Annotated in this window: 18 protein-coding genes; 4 read left to right on the top strand and 14 right to left on the bottom strand. The window is 67.7% G+C overall.

The genetic code is table 11. The features are described 5' to 3' along the window. The first annotated feature begins 171 nt into the window (after window positions 1–171). Both cysE and NHG85_RS00880 read left to right on the top strand, forming a co-directional pair. Complete coding sequence (gene cysE / locus NHG85_RS00875) at window positions 172–978, top strand: serine O-acetyltransferase (protein WP_253328902.1); 807 nt, start codon at window positions 172–174, stop codon at window positions 976–978. Window positions 979–1,009: 31 nt separating this feature from the next. After that, a complete protein-coding gene (locus NHG85_RS00880; RefSeq protein ID WP_253328904.1) occupies window positions 1,010–1,798 on the top strand; it encodes a GNAT family N-acetyltransferase in 789 nt (262 codons plus the stop codon). 6 nt (window positions 1,799–1,804) lie between these two features. Here NHG85_RS00880 and NHG85_RS00885 read toward each other — a convergent pair whose 3' ends face one another. The 8 genes from NHG85_RS00885 to NHG85_RS00920 all read right to left on the bottom strand — a co-directional run bounded on the left by NHG85_RS00885 (window position 1,805) and on the right by NHG85_RS00920 (window position 11,740). Then, window positions 1,805–4,045, bottom strand: coding sequence for an outer membrane protein assembly factor BamB family protein (locus tag NHG85_RS00885; RefSeq protein ID WP_253328907.1), 2,241 nt, complete (start codon window positions 4,043–4,045; stop codon window positions 1,805–1,807). Between the two features lie 154 nt (window positions 4,046–4,199). Next, window positions 4,200–5,591 carry a pyruvate dehydrogenase complex dihydrolipoamide acetyltransferase gene (locus NHG85_RS00890; RefSeq protein ID WP_253328909.1) on the bottom strand — a complete coding sequence of 464 codons (1,392 nt, stop codon included), beginning with the start codon at window positions 5,589–5,591 and terminating at the stop codon, window positions 4,200–4,202. A 12-nt stretch (window positions 5,592–5,603) separates the two neighbouring features. Beyond that, window positions 5,604–7,010 carry a pyruvate dehydrogenase complex E1 component subunit beta gene (locus NHG85_RS00895; protein ID WP_253328911.1) on the bottom strand — a complete coding sequence of 469 codons (1,407 nt, stop codon included), beginning with the start codon at window positions 7,008–7,010 and terminating at the stop codon, window positions 5,604–5,606. Window positions 7,011–7,013: 3 nt separating this feature from the next. Beyond that, entirely contained in the window at window positions 7,014–8,060 is a 1,047-nt protein-coding gene (gene pdhA / locus NHG85_RS00900) for a pyruvate dehydrogenase (acetyl-transferring) E1 component subunit alpha (RefSeq protein ID WP_253328913.1), read from the bottom strand. Window positions 8,061–8,224: 164 nt separating this feature from the next. Then, window positions 8,225–8,521 carry an FtsB family cell division protein gene (locus NHG85_RS00905; protein ID WP_253328915.1) on the bottom strand — a complete coding sequence of 99 codons (297 nt, stop codon included), beginning with the start codon at window positions 8,519–8,521 and terminating at the stop codon, window positions 8,225–8,227. 148 nt (window positions 8,522–8,669) lie between these two features. Continuing rightward, complete coding sequence (locus NHG85_RS00910; RefSeq protein WP_253328917.1) at window positions 8,670–9,599, bottom strand: class I fructose-bisphosphate aldolase; 930 nt, start codon at window positions 9,597–9,599, stop codon at window positions 8,670–8,672. Between the two features lie 126 nt (window positions 9,600–9,725). Beyond that, window positions 9,726–10,553, bottom strand: a complete 828-nt coding sequence (locus NHG85_RS00915) for an SDR family NAD(P)-dependent oxidoreductase (protein ID WP_253328919.1) — start codon at window positions 10,551–10,553, stop codon at window positions 9,726–9,728. Next, on the bottom strand, window positions 10,550–11,740 hold the full coding sequence (locus NHG85_RS00920; protein ID WP_253328921.1) for a phosphoglycerate kinase: 1,191 nt from the start codon (window positions 11,738–11,740) through the stop codon (window positions 10,550–10,552). The genes NHG85_RS00915 and NHG85_RS00920 overlap by 4 nt, the downstream gene beginning before the upstream one ends. A gap of 119 nt (window positions 11,741–11,859) precedes the next feature. Between NHG85_RS00920 and NHG85_RS00925 the strand changes: the two genes are divergently transcribed. After that, window positions 11,860–12,366: a peptidylprolyl isomerase gene (locus NHG85_RS00925; protein WP_253328923.1), complete on the top strand. Its 507-nt coding sequence runs from the start codon at window positions 11,860–11,862 to the stop codon at window positions 12,364–12,366. Continuing rightward, on the top strand, window positions 12,359–12,904 hold the full coding sequence (locus NHG85_RS00930; RefSeq protein WP_253328925.1) for a peptidylprolyl isomerase: 546 nt from the start codon (window positions 12,359–12,361) through the stop codon (window positions 12,902–12,904). Before NHG85_RS00925 ends, NHG85_RS00930 begins: the two co-directional genes overlap by 8 nt. A gap of 45 nt (window positions 12,905–12,949) precedes the next feature. Here the strand turns inward: NHG85_RS00930 and NHG85_RS19755 are convergent, their stop codons facing one another. From NHG85_RS19755 to NHG85_RS00960, 6 genes are all read right to left on the bottom strand, one after another. Next, window positions 12,950–14,059: a sensor histidine kinase gene (locus NHG85_RS19755; protein WP_253328927.1), complete on the bottom strand. Its 1,110-nt coding sequence runs from the start codon at window positions 14,057–14,059 to the stop codon at window positions 12,950–12,952. Window positions 14,060–14,133: 74 nt separating this feature from the next. Next, window positions 14,134–15,537: a protein adenylyltransferase SelO gene (locus NHG85_RS00940; protein ID WP_253328929.1), complete on the bottom strand. Its 1,404-nt coding sequence runs from the start codon at window positions 15,535–15,537 to the stop codon at window positions 14,134–14,136. 87 nt (window positions 15,538–15,624) lie between these two features. Continuing rightward, window positions 15,625–16,557, bottom strand: a complete 933-nt coding sequence (locus NHG85_RS00945) for a nucleoside hydrolase (RefSeq protein ID WP_253328931.1) — start codon at window positions 16,555–16,557, stop codon at window positions 15,625–15,627. A gap of 88 nt (window positions 16,558–16,645) precedes the next feature. Continuing rightward, the gene (ilvN, locus tag NHG85_RS00950) at window positions 16,646–17,212 is read right to left on the bottom strand and encodes an acetolactate synthase small subunit (RefSeq protein WP_253328933.1); all 567 of its coding nucleotides are present in this window, start codon (window positions 17,210–17,212) and stop codon (window positions 16,646–16,648) included. 83 nt (window positions 17,213–17,295) lie between these two features. Beyond that, window positions 17,296–19,068: an acetolactate synthase 3 large subunit gene (locus NHG85_RS00955; protein ID WP_256500038.1), complete on the bottom strand. Its 1,773-nt coding sequence runs from the start codon at window positions 19,066–19,068 to the stop codon at window positions 17,296–17,298. A gap of 289 nt (window positions 19,069–19,357) precedes the next feature. Continuing rightward, complete coding sequence (locus NHG85_RS00960; protein ID WP_253328937.1) at window positions 19,358–20,305, bottom strand: YihY/virulence factor BrkB family protein; 948 nt, start codon at window positions 20,303–20,305, stop codon at window positions 19,358–19,360. Window positions 20,306–20,379: the final 74 nt, after the last annotated feature.

Here is a 20,379-nt window from a genome sequence, read left to right on the forward strand (position 1 = left end):
GGCGGCGGCGCTGCGATACCCGCGCGCGCCGCTGCCGCCATCGCTGGGCCCCGAGGCGCGGGCGGCGCTGCGGCAACTGCTCGACGCTCTTGACGGCGACTTCGGGCTTTGATCTTGCCCCTAAGGCCCTATCTTGGGCATCAGGCGACGCGGGATCAGGAGGCCATGGCGATGGCGACACCACAGGCGCAGCTGACCGAGATCGATCCGGTCTGGAGCCGCATTCGAGGCGAGGCGCAGGACGCCATCGCGGCCGAGCCGCTGATGGGCGGGGCGATCCATTCGGGCGTATTGCACCACCAGAGCTTTGCCTGCGCGCTGGCCTACCGCATGTCGCTCAAGCTCGCTTCGGACGAGATGCAGGCGCAGATCCTGCGCGAGATCATCGACGGCGCCTATGGGGCGGAGCCCGAACTGGTGAACTCGGCCCGCGCCGATCTCGTCGCGACCTATGAGCGCGACCCGGCCTGCCACCGCTTTCTCCAGCCCTTGATGTATTTCAAGGGCTACCAGGCGATCCAGGCCTATCGCCTCGGCCATTGGCTGTGGGAGCAGGGGCGGATCGATCTCGCCTATTTCGTGCAGATGCGCGTCTCCGAGACCTTTGGCGTCGACATTCACCCGGCAGCCCGGATCGGCCGCGGGGTGATGATCGACCACGCCCATTCGGTGGTGATCGGCGAGACGGCGGTGGTGGGCGACAACGTCTCCATGCTGCATTCCGTGACGCTTGGCGGCACCGGCAAGGAAGAGCAGGACCGCCACCCCAAGATCGGCAATGGCGTGCTGATCGGCGCGGGCGCCAAGGTGCTGGGCAACATCCGCATCGGCGACTGCACCCGCATCGCCGCCGGATCGGTGGTGCTGATGGACATTCCCGCCTGCAAGACGGTGGCAGGCGTGCCCGCGCGCATCGTCGGCGAGGCGGGCTGCGCCCAGCCCTCGGTCTCGATGGACCAGACCTTCAAGGGCGAGTAGACCAAGGCGGCACCGGCCGCGAAGGGGTGACATGACCATCCGCTCCCTCGGCCTTGCCAGCGATCTCATGGTGCTCTCGGGGCTGAGCCGCGTCGAGACCCATCACGATCGCTTTGTCGTCCGGACCCCCGCCGAGCCCGATTTCTGGTATGGCAACATGGTGATCTTTCGCGATGAGCGGATCGATCCGGCGCGCCAGATCGCACGGTTCGAGGCCGATTTTCCGCAGGCGGGCCACGTGACGCTCGGCTGGGACGCGCCCGAGATGCGGCCCGGACCGCAGCACGCGGCGCTCGTCGCGATGGGCTTCGAGATCCACGGCTGTGACGTGCTTGCGTTGACCGGGCCGCTGCAGGCGGCAGCACCGCCCGAGGGCTTGTGCACAAGGCCCCTCGACGGTGACGAGGACTGGGCCCGCGCGACGGCATTGCAGATCGAGACCGGGATCGAGGAGGGGCATGCGGAGGAGATGTACCGGCCCTTCGCCATGCGGCGCATGACGGCGCAGCGCGGGCAGGTCGCGCAGGGGCGGGGCGTGTGGTTCGGCGCCTTCGACGGCGCGGCGCTTGTGGGCGATCTCGGCATCTTCGCGGATGCGCGCACGGCGCGGTTTCAGGCGGTCGAGACCCGGGCCAGCCACCGGCGGCGCGGCATCTGCGCGGCGCTGCTGACGGCGGGCGTGGCATGGGCGGCGCGGCATCGTCCGGGGGCGGTGCCTGTCATCGTGGCGGATGCCGGGAGCGCGGCGGGCCGGGTCTACCGGCATTGCGGCTTTGCCTTCGCCGAAACCATGGTCACGGCGCTGCGCCCGCCGGGCTGAGGGATCTCATTCCATCATCGGCAGCGCGAAGGTGATCAGCTGATCGCCCACCTGCGGCTTGAGGATCGGGTTGCCGCCCGCGACGAAGCTCACATATTGCCGCCCCTCGTGCTCGTAGACCGCCGGGATGGCGACCGCCGGGGCCTCGACCCGCCATTTCCACAGCTCCTTGCCCGAGGCCGCGTCGAGCGCGCGGACATGCGCGTCCATCGAGGCGCCGATGAAGATCACGCCGCCGGCGGTGACCGCCGGGCCGCCCAGCGTTGGGCTACCCCAGCTTTCGGGGGCGTAGAAGCCCCATTGCTGGGTCTGGCCGAAGGGCCGCTCCCACAGCTGTTCGCCGGTGTCGAGATCATAGGCGAGGATCGTGCCATAGGGCGGCTTCCAGCAGGGCAGGCCGAGGGGCGTGGTGAAATTGGTGAGCTTGAAGCCGTAAGGCACGCCCTCTTGCGGGTAATAGCCCTGCTCGGCGCCGCTCTCGCCCGCGATCTCCTCGTATTCCTCGCGCGGGATCATCTTGAGAATCTGCGCGATCTTCTGGGTGTTGACGTAGAAGGTGTTGGTTGTCGGATCGAGCGCGCCGCCGCCCCATTGCATGCCGCCCGCCGTGCCGGGATACATCAGCGTGCCCTCGCCTTCGGCGGTGGGCGGCGTGAACAGCCCCTCGTAGCGCAGCTTTTCCAGCGTGCGCGAGCAGTAGCCGAAGCTCGCCAGATCGGCGAGCCACCACACGCCCGGCCATGTGTCGGAGGTGTTGGTGGGCTTGGGCGTGTCGTAGAAGGGCTGGGTCGGTGCCGCGACCTCGCCCGGCAGGTCCGAGGCGGGGACGGGGCGTTCCTCCATGCCGTAGACGGGCTCGCCGGTTTCGCGGTTCAGCACGTAGAGCATGCCCTGCTTGGAGGTCTGGACCAGCGCCGGGATGGTCCGGCCATCGCGCTTTATGTCCACCAGCGCGGGCGCGGCGCCGGTGTCGTAATCCCAGATGTCGTGATGGACGAGCTGGCGCGACCAGATGATCTCGCCCGAATTGGTGTCCACCGCCGTCACGCTCGTCGCCAGCGGCAGCTCCTCGGTCCGGTCGCCGCCGTAGTAGTTGGGGCTTGGCGAGGAGACCGGCATGTAGATGATGTCGCGCTCGGGGTCGACGGTCATGTGGGTCCAGACATTGGCGGTGCCGGTGCGGTCCCACAGCTCCTTGGGGATGAAGTTCACGGTCCAGTCGAGCTCGCCCGTCTTGGCGTCCACGGCGAAGACGGTGCCGGGAGGGGCCTGCGCGCTTTCCCAGTCCTTGCCGGCCCAGCCGATGAAGAGCCGGCCCTCATGGGCGACGGGCGGCTGCAGGAGCGACAGCGGCCAACGGTCGTTGGTCTCGTTCCACTGGTTGACGTCGAGCACGCCGCCCTGCCCGAAATCGGCGCAGGGCTGGCCGGTGTCGGCATCGACGCTGTGCAGCTTGGCATCCATCGTGCCGATGTAGACGCGCTTGGCGCAGGCGCCACTGGCGCCGGGCTCTTCCCAGTAGGTGACGCCGCGGTTCTTGAGCGCGGGCTGGGTCAGCGCCTCGAGCCGGGCCTGGCTGTCGTAGGACCAGCGCTCCTCCCCGGTGGCGGGGTCGAGCGCGAGGATGCGGTAGAAGGGCGTGCCGACATAGAGCGTCTCGTTGGCGTAGATCGGCGTGGCCGACCAGACCGTCTGCGGCAGATCGCCCGATCCGTCGGAGACATCGCCGGTCTCCACCTCCCAGACCGGCTCGAGGTATTCGACATTGGCGGCGGTAATCTCGGTCAGGGGGCTGTATTTGCGCGCCTGCAGATCGCCGTGAAAGCCGGGCCAGTCCTGCGCATGGGCCTCAGGCAGGGGCATGAGGGGCAAAGCGAGCAGGGCAAGGGCGGCCCGGCGGTCATGGCCCTTGCGCGAGAGAAGGTTCCAGATCGCGCCGATGGTGGCGAGGATCATCGCCCACATGGCGATGTCCTGCATCAGGAAATAGGCCGCAAGCGCAGTCAGCGCCGCGCCGATCAGGCAGAGCCATTTCAGCGTGAGATTGAGCCAGTAGGGCATCCATTTGAACAGGACCAACGCCGAGGCGACCGAGACGGCAATGGCGCCGAACAGCGCGAGCGCCGCGCCGGTGGTGCGGGAGACGCCGCTTTCGGGCCAGAAATAGGCGATCAGCAGCGCCACGGTGGCGACGATCGCGGCAATGAGCGTCAGGCCGAGGCCGGGTTGCCTGTCACGGTAAGTCATCGGGTTCCCTCACGATTGCTTCAGCTCAACGCGAGGTCGTGGGGGCGGTTCCGGCGGGCCTGCTCGCAAAAAAGGACGGTCTGGCCGACGGAAAAGGGCCGCGCCCCCTTTCGGATGCGCGGCCCTTTGCGATTTTCGGCGGTGATCCGGCCGATCAGGCCAGCATCACCATCGGATTTTCCAGCGCCTCGGCGATCTGTTTGAGAAGCTCCGCGCCCAGCGCGCCGTCGATCACCCGGTGATCGACCGAGAGCGTCACCGACATGACCGTGGCCACCTCGACCTCGCCCGCGTCGTTCACCACCGGCTTCTTCACGCCCGCGCCCACGGCGAGGATCGCGCCATGCGGCGGGTTGATCACGGCGTCGAAGTTGTCGATGCCGAACATGCCCAAGTTGGAGATCGCGAAGCTGCCGCCCTGATACTCGTGGGGCGCGAGCTTCTTGTCGCGCGCCCGCTTGGCGAGGTCCTTCATCTGCGCCGAGAGCGAGCTGAGGGTGCGGGCCTCGGCATCGCGCAGGACGGGGGTGAAGAGACCGCCCTCGATGGCCACGGCCACGGCCACGTCCGAGGGCTTGAGCTTCAGGACCCGGTCACCGGCCCAGACGGCGTTGGCATCGGGCACCGCCTGAAGGGCGAGGGCCGAGGCCTTGATGATGAAGTCGTTGACCGAGAGCTTCACGCCGCGGCCCTCGAGCTGCTTGTTCAGCTGCGAGCGGAATTTCAGCAGCGCGTCGAGCTTGATGTCGCGGCGCAGGTAGAAATGCGGGATGGTCTGCTTGGCCTCGGTCAGGCGGGCCGCGATGGTGCGGCGCATCCCGTCGAGCTTGACCTCCTCGTACTCGCGATCGGCATACATCTTGCGGATCGCATCCGCCTGCACCCCGGGGGCGGCGGGCTCGGCCACGGGGGCCTTGCCGGCGTCGCCCTTGGGCTCCTGCGCGGCCTTTTCGGTCGCGGAGGCGGCGGGCTTCTGGCCGGGCTTGGCGTTCTCGACATCGGCCTTGACGATGCGGCCATTGGGGCCCGAGCCTGTGATCTGGCTCAGGTCGAGACCCTTGTCCGCCGCGATCCGCCGCGCCAGCGGCGAGGCGAAGACGCGGCCGCCGTCTTGCGACTTCGGCGCAGCACCGCCCGAGGCGGCGGCTTCGCCGTCGCCCGAGGATTTCTGCTGGGCCGCGCCGCCATCGTCGCCATAGCCCTTGGCGGGCGAGGTCTCGGCCTTCGGCGTGGCCGGTTCGGCGTGGCTGTCGGCGTCGCCCTCTTTGGGCGCGGTCGAGGCGTCGATGTCGTCCGCGCTCTCACCCTCTTCGAGCAGCACGGCGATGGGGGTGTTGACCTTCACCCCTTCGGTGCCTTCCTCGATGAGGATCTTGCCGACGATGCCTTCATCGACGGCCTCGAACTCCATCGTCGCCTTGTCGGTCTCGATCTCGGCGATCAGGTCGCCGGAGGAGACGGTGTCGCCCTCCTTGACCAGCCATTTCGCGAGCGTGCCTTCCTCCATGGTCGGCGACAGCGCGGGCATCAGGATTTCCGTTGGCATGTCTCGCGCCCCTTACTTGTAGGTCACTTTGCGCACTGCCTCGACGACCTCGTCGGTCGTCACCAGCGCGTGCTTCTCGAGGTTGGCGGCATAGGGCATCGGCACGTCCTTGCCGGTGCAGTTGATCACCGGCGCGTCGAGATGATCGAAGGCCTCTTGCATCAGCACGTTCGAGATGTAGCCGCCGACCGAACCCTGCGGCCAGCCTTCCTCGACGGTGACGCAGCGGTTGGTCTTCTTGACGCTCTCGATGATCGCATCGGTGTCCATCGGGCGGATCGTGCGCAGGTCGATCACCTCGGCCTCGATGCCGTCCTCGGCCAGCTTTTCGGCCGCCTCGAGCGCATAGGTCATGCCGATGCCGAAGGAGACGATGGTGACGTCCGCGCCCTCGCGGGCGATGCGCGCCTTGCCCAGCGGGATGGTGAAGTCCTCCATCACCGGCACCTCGAAGGAGCGGCCATAAAGGATCTCGTTTTCGAGGAAGATCACCGGGTTGGGGTCGCGGATCGCGGATTTCATCAGCCCCTTCGCGTCGGCGGCGGAGTAGGGCATGACGACCTTGAGGCCGGGGATCTGCATGAACCAGGCGGCGAAGTCCTGGCTGTGCTGGGCGGCGACGCGGGCGGCGGCGCCGTTGGGGCCGCGGAACACCATCGGCGCGCCCATCTGGCCGCCCGACATGTAGAGCGTCTTTGCCGCCGAGTTGATGATCTGGTCCATCGCCTGCAGCGCGAAGTTGAAGGTCATGAACTCCACGATCGGGCGCAGACCGCCAAAGGCCGCGCCGACGGCGATGCCGGTGAAGCCGTGCTCGGTGATCGGCGTGTCGACCACGCGCTTGGGGCCGAACTCGTCCAGAAGACCCTGGGAGATCTTGTAGGCGCCCTGGTACTCGCCCACTTCCTCGCCCATGAGGAAGACGTTGTCCTCGCGGCGCATCTCCTCGGCCATGGCGTCGCGCAGCGCTTCGCGGACGGTCGTGGTCTTGGTTTCGGTGCCCTCGGGCCAGTCCGGCGTGCGCGGGGGCTTGGGCGCGGCGGCGGCGGGGGAGGAGGCGGCGGGGCTATCGGCGGGGACGGTGTCCTTCTCCTCGGCCTTGGTCTCTTCCTTCACTTCCGTCTTGGCGTCGCCGCCCTTATTGCCACCGGCGCTGTCGATGGCGGAGGCGTCCTCGCCTTCCTCCAGGAGCACGGCGATGGGCGTGTTGACCTTCACGCCCTCGGTGCCCTCCTCGATGAGGATCTTGCCGACGGTGCCTTCGTCGACGGCCTCGAACTCCATCGTGGCCTTGTCGGTTTCGATCTCGGCCAGAATGTCGCCGGAGGAGACGGTATCACCCTCCTTGACGAGCCATTTGGCGAGCGTGCCTTCCTCCATGGTCGGCGAGAGGGCGGGCATCAGAATTTCGGTCGCCATGGATCAGGCCTCCTGCGGGGCTTCTTTAGCGTAGATGTCGGTCCAGAGCTCATCGAGCGCGGGCTCGGGGCTCTCCTTGGAGAACTCGGCGGACTCGTTGACGATCTCCTTGATCTCCTTGTCGATCGCCTTGAGATCCTCCTCGGTCGCGTGCTGACCGGAGAGCAGCACCTGCCGGATCTGCTCGATCGGATCGCGCTCCTCGCGCATCTTCTGCACTTCCTCGCGCGAGCGGTATTTCGCGGGGTCGGACATGGAATGGCCGCGGTAGCGATAGGTCTTGATCTCGAGGATGTAGGGGCCCTTGCCCTCGCGGCAGTGCGCCACGGCGCGCTCGCCCGCCTCCTTGACCGCCAGCACGTCCATGCCGTCGACCTCTTCGCCCTCGATGCCGTAGGCGGCACCGCGCTCCCACAGGGAGGGGCTCTTGGTCGAACGCTGGACGCTGGTGCCCATAGCGTACTGGTTGTTCTCGATCACGAAGACGACCGGCAGGTCCCACAGCTGGGCCATGTTGTAGGTCTCGTAGACCTGGCCCTGGTTGGCGGCACCGTCGCCGAAATAGGCAAAGGTGACGCGGCCGTTCTCGAGATACTTGTCGGCGAAGGCGAGGCCCGCGCCGATCGGCACCTGCGCGCCGACGATGCCGTGGCCGCCGTAGAAGTGCTTTTCCTTCGAGAACATGTGCATGCTCCCGCCCTTGCCCTTGGAGTAGCCGCCCTCGCGGCCCGTGAGCTCGGCCATCACCCCCTTGGGGTCCATGCCGCAGGCCAGCATGTGGCCGTGGTCGCGGTAGGAGGTGACGCGCTTGTCGCCCTCTTCCGCCGCGGCCTCGAGCCCGACCACCACGGCCTCCTGGCCGATGTAGAGGTGGCAGAAGCCGCCGATCAGCCCCATGCCGTAGAGCTGGCCCGCCTTCTCCTCGAAGCGCCGGATCAGCAGCATCTCGCGGTAGTAGTGCTTGAGCTCTTCTGCGGGGATGTTGGAGCCCTTGGGGGCAGGATTGGAACCCTTGGCGGGGCCTGTGTCGGAGGTCTTCCGGGTCGCCATGGCGTCTCCCTTCGCGCTGTGACGGATAGTTTAGCCTTGAACTATCACTTACAGAAGTTGGAGGGGATGCAACAGGGCAAACTCGACATGCGGCGATGCAAAGCCCCGCGCTCCCCGAAAAGGAACGCGGCGCTTTGAAAAAAGGTGCTTGGGGTGACGCGGGGTCAGCGAATGACGATCTCGTCGGCGCGGATCATGCCCAGAACCTCGCGGGCGCGGGCGTCGAGCAGATCGAGATCGAGGTATCTGTCGGAGAGGCGGCGGGTGAGATTCTCCATCCGCGCCACTTCCTCGCGCAGGGTGGCGAGCTCCTTCTCCAGGCCCCGCGCCTCCGCTTCCACCTCGGCCCGGCGGAACACGCCGTAGTCGCCCTGCACGGCGGCAAAGGTGAAGTAGAGACCGATCAGCAGCATGCCGATCAGGTAGAGGGCGGGGCCCAGAGAAGGGGTGCGTTTCAACATCACTCGTGCCTCGTGTGCCGCCTCTTGGGTCGGGCGGCTGAAACCATGATGCCACGAAAAGGCGGCGGAAACATCACGTTTCCGCCGCCCCGGCGCCTTATCGCCGAACAGCGTGGCCCGATTGCCGCGCCGCCCGGATCAGATGGCCTTAGCCCTTGCCGAGATAGATGTCCTGCAGCTTGCCGAGCATCTCCAGCGCCTCCTGGCGCGGGCGCTGGAAGGAGTTGCGGCCGATGATCGAACCGTTGCCGCCGCCGTCGCGGATCGCGCGGGCGTCGTCATAGACCGAATCCGCGCCCTTCTTGGCACCGCCCGAGAAGACCATGATGCGGCGGCCGCCAAAGGCCGACTGCACGCAGTGGCGCACCCGCGCCGCCTGGGTCGAGATGTCGATGTTCTCGGCCTCGTATACTTTCTTGGCCTCGGGCAGCGAGAGGTGATCGGTCGAAAGCTTGATCTTGATGACATGCGCGCCGATCAGCGCCGCGATCTGCGCGGCATAGGCGGCGATGTCGATCGCCGTCTCGCCGTCCTTGTCGAGCGCCTCGCCGCGCGGGTAGGACCAGATCACGGTGGCCACGCCCTTGGCGGCGGCCTCCTTGCGCATCTCGACGATCTCCTCGAACATCTCGAGCGCGCAGTCGGAGCCGGGGTAGATCGTGAAGCCGATGGCCGAGCAGCCCAGACGCAGCGCGTCGTCCACGCTCGCGGTCACGGCCTGGTTCTTGCCGGCGGTGCCCGACATCAGCGAATTGGCGCTGTTGCATTTCAGGATAGTGGGAATCTGGCCGGCGAATGTGTCGGCGCCCGCCTCGATCATGCCCAGAGGGGCGGCATAGGCGTTGAGCCCGGCGTCGATGGCGAGCTGGTAGTGGTAATGCGGGTCGTAGCCTTCGGGGTTGGGCGCGAAGCTGCGGGCGGGGCCGTGCTCGAAGCCCTGGTCGACGGGCAGGATGATCATCTTGCCGGTGCCGCCCAGCTTGCCGGCCATCAGCATCCGGGCGAGGTTGGCCTTCACGCCGGGGGTCTCGCCCTCGTAGTTGCGAAGGATGTCGCGGACGGTGTCGGTGGTCTGCATGGGAAGCCTTTCGGTTTGCGTTGCGGCAAACGTTAGGCTTCCGCCCGGCGGCTCACAATCCTGTTAGCGCCACCGGGCGGCACTGTTAGCGCCACCAAAGCCCCGTGATCTCAGGGGCTTGGGAAATCATGCCTTGCCGTAGGCCCGACCGGCGATGCGCGCGGTCAGCCCGCGCGGCAGCACCCGGCCCGCGAAGGCCGCAAGCCGCGTCATGCCGCCGGGCACCACCGTCTGGCGTCGCGCCAGCATCGCCTCCCAGCCCGCCTGCGCCACGTCGCGCGCCCGCGCCGGGCGGATCGGGCCCGAGGGGCCGTCCGAGGACATGCCCGCCGCGTCGAAGAAGCCGGTGTCGACCGGGCCGGGGCAGAGCGCGGTGATCGCCACGTCGCTGTCCTCGGCCTGAAGCTCGGCGGTGACCGCATCCGAGAGCGACAGGAGGTAAGCCTTGGTCGCGTGGTAGACCGCCATTCCGGGGCCGGGCACGAAGGCCGCGACCGAGGCCACGTTGAGGATATGGCCCGCACCCTCGCGGCGCATGTGGCCGACGGCGGCCTGCATCAGCACGGTCGCCGCCGAGACGTTGACCCCGACCAGCTTCTCGGCCTCCTCGACGCCGCCGTCGCCGAAGCGCCGGTTGAGCCCGAGGCCTGCGTTGTTGACGAGGATCTCGATGCGGCGGCCCTCGGAGGCCTCGCGCCACAGCCGCTCCGCGCCGCCGGGGCGGGCGAGATCGGCGGGGATCACCACCACCTCGACGCGCTCGCGCAGCTCGGACGCCAGCTTTTCGAGCTTGTCCTCGGAGCGGGCCGAAAGGATCAGCCGACGGCCACCGCGCGCGGCGATGCGGGCAAACTCGACACCGAGGCCGGAGGAGGCCCCGGTGATCAGCGTCCAGCCGCGGCTTTGCGGTACGAGGTCGCCATGGCCCTTGCGGATCTGCGTGTTGCCGCTCATGCGCCCAGCGCCTTCACGCCCGGCAAGGTCTTGCCTTCCATCCATTCCAAGAAAGCCCCTCCTGCGGTGGAAACATAGGAAAAATCACCCGACACGCCGGCGGCGTTGAGCGCGGCCACGGTATCGCCGCCGCCCGCGACGGAGACCAGCTTGCCCGCGCGGGTCAGCTCGGCGGCCTTTTTCGCCGCCGTGACGGTGCCGCGGTCGAAGGGCTCGATCTCGAAGGCGCCCAAGGGCCCGTTCCAGACCAGCGTCTTGGCGTTTTCGAGCGCCATCTCGACATGCGCGACGCTGTCGGGCCCGGCGTCGAGGATCATCGCATCGGCGGGCGTGTCTTCGGCCTTGACGACCTCGCTCTCTGCACCTGCCTTGAACTCGCGCGCCACGACGACGTCGCGCGGCAGCAGCAGTGTGCAGCCCTTGTCGGCGGCCTTCTGCGCGATTTCGCGGGCGGTCTCGGCGAGATCGTGCTCGCACAGCGACTTGCCGACATCGAGGCCCTGGGCGGCGAGGAAGGTGTTGGCCATGCCGCCGCCGATCACCAGCGTGTCGACCTTTTCGACGAGGTTCGACAGAAGATCGAGCTTGGTCGAGACCTTGGCCCCGCCGACCACGGCGACCACGGGGCGCTCGGGCGAGCCCAGCGCCTTTTCGAGCGCGGAAAGCTCCTCGGCCATCAGCCGGCCCGCGGCGGCGGGCAGGAGCCGCGCCAGCGCCTCGGTCGAGGCATGGGCGCGGTGCGCCGCCGAGAAGGCGTCGTTGACATAGGCGTCGCCCAGATGCGCGAGCCTTTCGGCGAAATCGCCGTCATTGGCCTCTTCGCCCGCATGAAAGCGGGTGTTTTCGAGAAGCAGCACCTCGCCGTCGCCCAGCGCATCGACTGCGGCCTGCGCCGTCTCGCCCACGCAATCCTCGGCAAAGGCCACCTTGCGGCCGAGTTTGTCCTCGAGCGCGGGCAGGATCTGCTTGAGCGACATCTCGGGCACCACCTTGCCCTTGGGCCGGTCGAAATGCGCCAGCAGGATCACCCGCCCGCCTTTCTCGGCGATGTCGGTCACGGTGGGCAGGATGCGCTCGATCCGGGTCGCGTCGGTGACGCGGCCCGCCTCGATGGGCACGTTCACGTCCACCCTCACGAGGACCCGCTTGCCCGCGAGGTCCAACTCGTCGATCGTCTTCCAGCCCATGAGCCGTCCTTTCCGTTTCGTGTTGGCAGATAGGTAGCGCCCGGGGGCCTGGCTCTCAAGCCATTGGCTTACGCGCGGGCTGGCCTTATGTCGGGGGCAATGCAGAAGGAGGACCGGCAATGGCCGAGATCAAGGACCCCGAGAACACCATCATCATCGAGCTGAAGGACGGCCCGGTGACGATCGAGCTTCTCCCCGACGTTGCACCCAAGCATGTCGAGCGGATGAAGGAGCTGGCCCGCGCCGGCGCCTATGACAACGTCGCCTTCCACCGCGTGATCGACGGCTTCATGGCGCAGACCGGCGATGTCGAGCATGCCAACATGGAAAAGGACTACAACCCGCGCCGCGCCGGCACCGGCGGCTCGGACAAGCCCGATCTTCCGGCGGAATTCTCGAAGCTGCCGCATGACCGCGGCACGCTTGGCGCCGCGCGCTCGGCCAACCCGAACTCGGCCAACAGCCAGTTCTTCATCAACTTCGGCGACAATCATTTCCTCAACGGTCAATACACGGTCTATGGCCGCGTGATCGAGGGGATGGAGCATGTCGACGCCATCACCAAGGGCGAGCCGCCCGCCAACCCCGACCGGATGATCAGCGTCAAGGTGGCCGCCGATGCGTAAGCTCGCAGTGCTGATGGCGCTCGCCGCCAGCCCCGCCGCCGCCACCGGCCTCGAAATCGACGTCATGGGCGAGGCCGAGGGCACGATCGTGATCGACCTGTTCGAGGATGTGGCGCCCGCCCATGTCGAGCAGATCACCGCTCTGGCGGCCGAGGGCGCCTATGACGACGTGGTGTTCCACCGCGTGATCGACGGCTTCATGGCGCAGACCGGCGATGTCGAGTTCGGCCGTGAGGGCAGCGAGCCGGGCATGGCCGGGATGGGCGGCTCGGAGCGCGACGATCTGAAGGCCGAGTTCTCGGATCTGCCCTTCGAGCGCGGCACCGTCGGCATGGCCCGCAGCCCGGACCCGAACTCGGCCAACAGCCAGTTCTTCATCATGTTCGCGCCCGCGCGCCATCTCGACGGCCAGTACACGGTCGTGGGCGAGGTGACCGAGGGGCTCGACGTGCTCGACGCGATCAAGCGCGGGCAGGGGCCCAACGGCGCCGTCAGCGAGGCGCCCGACGTCATGCGCGAGGTGCGCGTCACCGAGTGACGCGAGGGCGGCGCCGCGGCCCCCTGCCGCGGCGCCATCCAGCCTTCAGCCTTGGGGCAGCAGGCGCGGCGCGGGAAAGCGCACCTCGATCAGCGTGCCCTCGGCGCCGCTGCTGCGGTTGATCTCGCCATTGATCCGCGCCACCGAGGCGTCGATGATCTGCCGGCCCAGCCCGCCGCCATTGGCCGGATCGGCCACCAGAAGCTCGGTGCCCGCGCCGTTGTCGATGACCGCGAGGCGGCCCATCTCGCCGTTCATCTCCAGCGTCACCTGGATCCGGCCGCCCGCGCCTTCGGGAAAGGCGTGCTTGGCGGCATTGGTCACCGCCTCGTTGACCAGAAGCGCCAGCGAGGTCGCGACCTCGGAGCGCACCAGCAACGGGACCAGGCTGTGCCCGATCGTCACATGCGGCGGCAGGGTCGGTTCGAGGTGGCGGATGATGTCGGGCAGGAACTGATGCAGCGCGATCTCGTTGCGGGCCGAGACCTTGTGCAGCTCGGCATGCAGCAGGGCGATGGCCGAAAGCCGGTCGATCGTCTCGCTCAGCGCCTCGCGCGTCTCGGCGCTGCGCGCCTGGGCGCGCTGGATGCGCACGAGAGCGGTCACCATCTGCAGCGAATTCTTGACCCGGTGATCCACCTCGCTCGCCAGCGTTTCCTGCGTGGCGAGCGCGCGGCGCAGCTCCATGCGACGGGTCACCTGCTTGGCGAGGATGATCAGCAGGCGCTTGGTCTCCTCGGACAGGCGGCGCGGCTTGCGGTCGAGGATGCACAGCGCGCCGATCGGCGTGGTGCCACCCAGCTTGAGGATCGCGCCGCCGTAGTAGCGGATCGCGTCCGGGCCGGTGACCAGCGGATTTTCGCGGGTTCGCGGATCGGTGGCGGTGTCCTCGATCTCGAGAAAATCCGGGCCGGTCAGCCCGTGCGAGCAGATCGACTCGTCCATGGTGTAATCGCGCTGCTCGGTGCCGAAGGCCGATTTGGCCCATTGGCGATCGGTGCTGACCAGCGTGACGAGCGAGATCGGCGCGCCGCAGATCTCGGCGGCGTAGGAGGTGATCTCGTCGAAATCCGCCTCGTCCTCGCTGTCCATGATGCCGAGCGACCGGATGGCGTCCGCGCGCTGTTCGCTCGTGTGATCGAAACTGTCTTTCACCAGTTCGCCTTCTGTCGGTCTCATTGCATGTCTCTGACGGCCCACCCCGGGTTGGATCGAAGCTTCCGACGCTTCTACGTGCCGCAGAAGGTCTTGTCGACTTTTTCCTCGGATCGCGGCGGTGCGGCATAGGCGGGGAGCAGAGCCGGGTCGGGATCATGCGGGCGCGTGACCACGCCGAGCATCTCGTGGAACGGGTCGAGATCGCCCGCCACGGCGGCGGCGATCACCGCCTCGATCCGGTGCAGGCGCGGCACCACCACCGGGTTTGCCGCGCGGGCGATCTCCGGCTTTGGCGCCCGCGCGCGCCAATCGGCGATCCAGCCCGCATCGGCCCCCGTCCGCTCGGGCGCATCCTCGGCCAGGGCGCGGAACCCATTGGTGAAATCCGTGCCCTCGCGGGTCATCGCGGTGAGCAGCGCTTCGATCAGCGCGCGGTCCTCGGGCGTGGGATCGGCCAGGCCAAGCTTGGCGCCGAAGCGGGTGAGCCAGGCCTGCTGGTAGAGATCGGCAAAGCGGTTGATGATCGCGGTAAAGTCATCGACGGCCTTTTGCTGGTCGGGCATCAAGGGCACCAGCGCGGTGGCGAATTGCGCGATGTTCCAAAGCGCCACCTGCGGCTGTGCGCCGTAGGCATAGCGGCCATGCGCGTCGATCGAGGAGAAGACGCGGGCCGGGTGGTAGTCGTCCATGAAGGTGCAGGGGCCGTAATCGATCGTCTCGCCTGCGATGGAGGTGTTGTCGGTGTTCATCACCCCGTGGATGAAGCCGAGGCTCATCCATTGCGCGATCAGCCCGGCCTGCCGCGCCACCATCTGCGCCAGCATCTCGGGCACCGATCCGGCATCGGGGAAATGCCGCGCCATGGTGTGATCGGCCAGCGCGCGCAGCCCCTCGTGATCCTCGCGCGCGGCGAGCACCTGAAACGTGCCAACACGGATGTGGCTTTGCGCCACGCGGGTCAGGATGGCGCCGGGCAGGGCGGTCTCGCGGATCACCTCCTCGCCGGTGGTGACGGCGGCGAGCGCGCGGGTCGTCGGCACGCCGAGCGCATGCATCGCCTCGCTCATGATGTATTCGCGGATCACCGGGCCGAGCCAGGCGCGGCCGTCGCCCATGCGGCTGTATGGCGTGCGCCCCGAGCCCTTGAGCGCGATGTCGCGGCGCAGGCCGTCCGGGCCCACCACTTCGCCCAGAAGGATCTGCCGCCCGTCGCCAAGCTGCGGGTTCCAGCTGCCGAACTGGTGCCCGGCATAGAGCTGCGCGATTGGCTCGGCGCCTTCGGGCAGGGCGTTGCCGGCGAAGACGCCGAGCGCCTCCTCCGAGCGCAGGCCGTCGGGATCGAGCCCCATCTCGCGCGCGAGCCCTTCGTTGAGGGCGATCCAGCCGGGCTGCGCCACCGGCACGGGCGCCTGACGGGTGAACAGGCGATCGGGCAGCCGGGCATAGCTGTTGTCGAAGGGCATGTGCATGGTCATCATCCCGATCTATGCCGCATCCCGCTCAATCCAAGCGTTCGCGGGCCGGATTCGCCCGACTCGCGTCTTTGTCCGCTACCGCGCCGTTCAGAGCCGGGCGATCCGCTCGCTCAGCAGTGCAAAGAAGCCGTCGCGATCGACATCGCCGAGGAACAGGGCATTCGCCGGGCGATCGGTGACGCCCCACCAATCGGCCACCGTCATGCCCAGCGTCAACTCGGACTGCGTCTCGATCTCGACGTTGATCTCGCGGCCCGAGAAGAGATCGGGGCGCAAGAGCCAGGCGATGACGCAAGGGTCGTGCAGCGGCGCGCCCTCGGAGCCGTATTTCTCGGTGTCGAACCGCTCGAAGAAATCGGTCCAGCTTGCCACCACCTCGCCGATCCGGCCCATACCGCGCATTTGCGCGATCCACGCCTTGGAGGTGAGCGCCTTGTGCGTCGCATCGAGCGGCAGAACGGTGATGGGGCGGCCGCAGGCGAAGACGACCTTGGCCGCCTCGGGGTCGACATAGATGTTGAACTCGGCGGCGGGGGTGATGTTGCCCCCCTCGAAAAAGCCGCCGCCCATCAGCACGATGCGCTGGACCTTTTCGATGATGTCTGGCGCGCGCTCGAAGGCGGTGGCGATGTTGGTGAGGGGCCCGAGCGGGCAGAGGGTGACGCTGTTCTCGGGCTCGCGACGCAGGGTCTCGATGATGAAGTCGACGCCGTGCTGGTCCTGTAGCGGCAATGCGGGTTCGGGCAGGGCGATGCCGTCGAGCCCGGTCTTGCCGTGGACATGCTCTGCGGTGACCAGCGGGCGCCTCAGCGGCCTGTCGCAGCCCGCGAAGACGGGCGTGTCGCGGCCTGCCAGCTCGACGATCTGGCGCGCGTTGCGCTGGGTGAGATCGAGCGGCACGTTGCCCGCGACGGCGGTGAGGCCCAGCACCTCCAATTCGGGCGAGGCCAGCGCCAGCAGGATGGCGACGGCGTCGTCCTGCCCGGGGTCGGTGTCGATGATGATCTTCTGCGCGCTCATGGCCTGCTCTCCTCTTCAGAAGACACAAGAAGGCAGGAAGGCCGCGCGGGCGCAAGCCCCGCGCGGCGTCAGCCCGGCCGGGCGCGTGTCAGACCCGCGAATCCGGCCCGCGCGACAGGGCGGCCACGCCGGTGCGCGCCAGCTCGATCAGGCCGAGGGGGCGCATCAGATCGGCAAAGGCGTCGATCTTTTCGGGCGTGCCGGTGATCTCGAACACGAAGCTTTCGAGCGTCGAGTCGACGACGTTGGCGCGGAAGATGTCGGCAAGGCGCAGCGCCTCGACCCGTGCATCGCCCTCGCCGCGCACCTTGAACAGCGCCAGTTCGCGCTCGACCGTCGGCCCCTCTACGGTGAGGTCGTGCACCTCGTGCACCGGCACGATGCGCCCGAGCTGCGCCTTGATCTGCTCGATCACCTGCGGCGTGCCTGAGGTGACGAGGGTGATGCGGCTCATGTGCCCGGTGTGATCGATCTCGGCCACGGTGAGGCTTTCGATGTTGTAGCCGCGCCCCGAGAAGAGCCCGATGACGCGGGCCAGCACGCCGGGCTCGTTTTCCACGATGACGGCGAGGGTGTGGCGCTCCTCCACGTCGGAATAGACCGAGCGGAGGTTGTAGGCGGAGTGGCTGGTCGAACCGGCCTTGATGTTGAGCATGGGGTCTCTCCCTGTCCGGCCCCGGGGGCCGGGAATTGGCAATCCGTTTCGGCGCGTCTCCCCCCATGCGGGGGGAGGGGCCGTTACACCAGCACCGCGCCGCCGGCCTCGATGGCATGCGCGGTCGAAACCTCGCCCATCAGCATCTCGTTATGCGCCTTGCCCGACGGGATCATCGGGAAGCAGTTCTCGTGCTTCTCGACGAGGCAGTCGAAGATCACCGGGCCGTCGTAGTCGAGCATCTCCATGATCGCGTCGTCGAGATCGGCGGGGTCTTTGCAGATGATCCCCTTGGCGCCGAAGGCCTCGGCCAGCTTGACGAAATCGGGCAGGGCCTCGGACCAGCTCTGGCTATAGCGCTCGCCGTGCAAGAGCTCCTGCCACTGGCGCACCATGCCGAGGCGCTCGTTGTTGAGGATGAACTGCTTGACCGGCAGGCGGTATTGCACCGCCGTGCCCATCTCCTGCATGTTCATCAGCCACGACGCCTCGCCTGCGACGTTGATCACGAGGCTGCCCGGATGCGCCATCTGCACGCCGATGGAGGCCGGGAAGCCGTAGCCCATGGTCCCGAGGCCGCCAGAGGTCATCCAGCGGTTGGGCGCCTCGAAGCCGAGGTATTGCGCGGCCCACATCTGGTGCTGGCCCACCTCGGTGGTGATGTAGCGGTCGCGGTCCTTGGTCAGGGCTTCGAGCCTTTGCAGCGCGTATTGCGGCTTGATCACCTTGTCGGAGTTGCGGAAGGCGAGGCAATCCTTGGCGCGCCATTCGCCGATCTGCGCCTGCCACTGCGCGAGCCCCTCGCGGTCGGTCTTGCGGCCGCGCGCCGACCAGACCCCGAGAAGCTCCTTGAGGACCTCGGCCACGTCGCCGATGATCGGAATGTCGGTGCGGATCACCTTGTTGAGCGACGACGGGTCGATGTCGATATGCGCGCGGGTGGAATTGGGCGAGAAGGCGTCGATCCGCCCGGTGATCCGGTCGTCGAAGCGCGCGCCGATGCAGATCATCAGATCGCAACCATGCATCGCCATGTTGGCTTCGTAGAGCCCGTGCATCCCGAGCATGCCGAGCCATTGCTCGCCGCTCGCCGGATAGGCGCCGAGGCCCATCAGCGTCGAGGTGATCGGAAAGCCGGTCGCGGCGACGAGATCGCGCAGCAGTTTGCTGGCCTCGGGGCCGGAGTTGATGACGCCGCCGCCGGTATAGAACACCGGGCGCTTGGCCGTCTCCATGGCGCGTGCCAGCGCCTCGATCGCCGTCCCGTCGCCTTTGGTCGGGGGGGCGTAGCGGGTCGAGCGGGTTTCCTTGCCGCCATAGCTGCCGGTGGCGAACTGCACGTCCTTGGGGATGTCGACGAGCACCGGGCCGGGGCGGCCCTGGGTCGCGACATGAAAGGCCTCGTGCAGGGTGGAGCCGAGCCTGTCGGTCTCCTTCACCAGCCAGTTGTGCTTGGTGCAGGGGCGGGTGATGCCGACGGTGTCGGCCTCCTGGAACGCGTCCGAGCCGATCATGAAGGTCGGCACCTGTCCCGAAAGCACGACGATCGGGATCGAATCCAGCAGCGCGTCGGTCAGGCCGGTGACGGCGTTGGTGGCACCGGGGCCGGAGGTGACGATGGCGACGCCGGGCTTGCCGGTCGAGCGAGCATAGCCTTCGGCGGCGTGGATCGCGCCCTGTTCGTGGCGCACCAGCACGTGGCGGATGTCGTTTTGCTGGAACAGCTCGTCATAGATCGGCAGCACCGCGCCGCCGGGATAGCCGAACACCGTGTCGACGCCCTGATCCCTGAGCGCTTGGACGACCATCTTCGCGCCGGTCATCTGTCCGGCCGTTTGCTCCGTCTGCCCTGTCATCGTGCCCTTGTCCTGTCTGTCTGCCGCGCCTTGCGTACAAAAAAGCCCCCGGTGATCCCGGGGGCGCATGGTCGACCGTCATGGTCCCTGCCGTCACCGGCCCACGCGCCCATCCTCACCGATTACCACAAGGAGATCCATCTTCTCCGGTCCTTTCGTTCCGCCCGCGCAGATATGCACGGGCGGGCAAGGGCGTCAACCGCAAACGGCGGAGAAAATGTCGCGTTTTTCGACTTCGGCGTAACAAAGTTATCAGGATCGGCCCCGCGAGGGGCCGATCCGCGAAAGATCACTGCGCGACGGGCTTTCCGGCCTCGGACTGGGCGTCCTCCATCAGCGGGTCGTCCTTGGCGTCCTCGGGCTGCGGGTCGTGCTTGGCCTGACGCTCCATTTCGCTGTCGAACTCCGCGCCCATCAGCACGATGAAGGCCGAGAGCCACAGCCACATCAGAAGCACGATCACCCCGCCCAGCGCGCCGAAGGTCTCGTTGTAGCCGCCGAAGTTGCGCACATAGAAGGCAAAGGCCACCGAGCCCACGAGCCACAAGAGGCAGGCCAGCCCCGCGCCCGGCGAGATCCAGCGCCACTTCTTTTCGCCCCGGTCGGGACCATAGCGGTAGAGGATGGCAAGGCCCAGCGCCACGAAGACCAGCAGGATGGGCCAGCGCGCGATGTTGATGATCAGCTCGGTCGTCTCGCCCCAGGGCAGGATGCCCAGCACGGCAGGCAGCAGGGCCGCCACGGCGATGATCAGCAGAAACCCTATGATCATGCCCAGCGTCAGCAGGAGTTTCTGGACGTTGAAGGCGATGACGCCGCGCGTCTCCTCGGCCTCGAAGGCGACGTTGAGCCCCTCCATCAGCGATTGCACGCCCTTGGAGGCGGAGTAGATCGCCACGAGGATGCCGAAGAGCGCGGCGAGGCCGAGCCCGCCCTCCTCGGAGCCCGCGACCTCCTTGGCCTGTCCCAGCACGATCTCGGCAGCGTCCTGCGGCAGAAAGGCCGAGAGCGACTGCAGCTGGTCCACCACGGTCGAAGGATCGAAGAACAGCCCCGCGATGGCCATGGCCGCGACGATGCCGGGAAAGATGGCGAGCAGCCCGTAGAAGGCGCAGCCCGCCGCGATCAGGCTGACATGGTCGTCGCCGATCTCGGAATAAACCCGCTTGAGCGTGGCGAACCAGCCGGGCTTGTTGATGTCGCCCGGATGGGCGTCCGTATTCTTCGCATGCGCCATGACGGGCCTCCGCTTGTGTCCTTCGACACGACAACGTGACAGACCTTGCCCCCGTTCCCGCGGGAACCTGCCGA

Source organism: Limimaricola litoreus, assembly GCF_024159025.1.
In the GTDB taxonomy this organism is placed as follows: Bacteria; Pseudomonadota; Alphaproteobacteria; order Rhodobacterales; family Rhodobacteraceae; genus Limimaricola; species Limimaricola litoreus.